The sequence below is a fragment of the Novosphingobium album (ex Liu et al. 2023) genome, assembly GCF_029076845.1.
Classification (GTDB): domain Bacteria; phylum Pseudomonadota; class Alphaproteobacteria; order Sphingomonadales; family Sphingomonadaceae; genus Novosphingobium.
On record NZ_JARESE010000111.1, the window covers coordinates 1 to 571 of the forward strand.

Annotated in this window: 1 protein-coding gene; it reads right to left on the reverse strand. The window is 60.9% G+C overall.

All coding sequences use genetic code 11. From position 1 onward, the window contains the following. Positions 1 to 571: IS630 family transposase (locus PYV00_RS24030; RefSeq protein WP_275230867.1), on the reverse strand; the 571-nt coding region annotated here is incomplete at both ends.

Consider the following 571-nt stretch of genomic DNA (forward strand, 5'->3'; position numbering starts at 1 on the left):
AGGATATCGTCGGCGGGTTTTGTCCATCGGAAGGGCTTGGGCTGGGCATTGTGCTGTTCGATGAAGTTGGCGATGGCGGCATGGAGGGCGTCAAGGCTGCGATGAACGCCGCGCCTGATCTGGCGCTCGGTCAGCAGCGCGAAGAATCGTTCGACCTGATTGACCCATGAGGCGCTGGTTGGCGTGTAATGAACGTGCCAGCGCGGCCTCTTCACCAGCCAGTCGCGGATGATTGGCGCCTTATGCGTGGCATAGTTGTCCATGACCAGGTGAACGTCGAGATCGGCTGGTACGTTGGCCTCGATTTCATCGAGGAACTTGCGGAACTCGGTCGCCCGATGGCGTGGGTAGCATTTGCCAATCACATGGCCGGTCGCGATGTCGAGCGCCGCAAACAGCGATGTCGTGCCGTGGCGCTTATAGTCATGGGTCCGTTTGGCGATCTGGCCGGGGCGCATCGGGAGCAACGGCTGACTGCGATCAAGCGCCTGTATTTGCGACTTTTCATCAACGCACAGCACGATCGCGTGGGCGGGTGGGGCGACGTACAGCCCGACCACATCGCGGACCT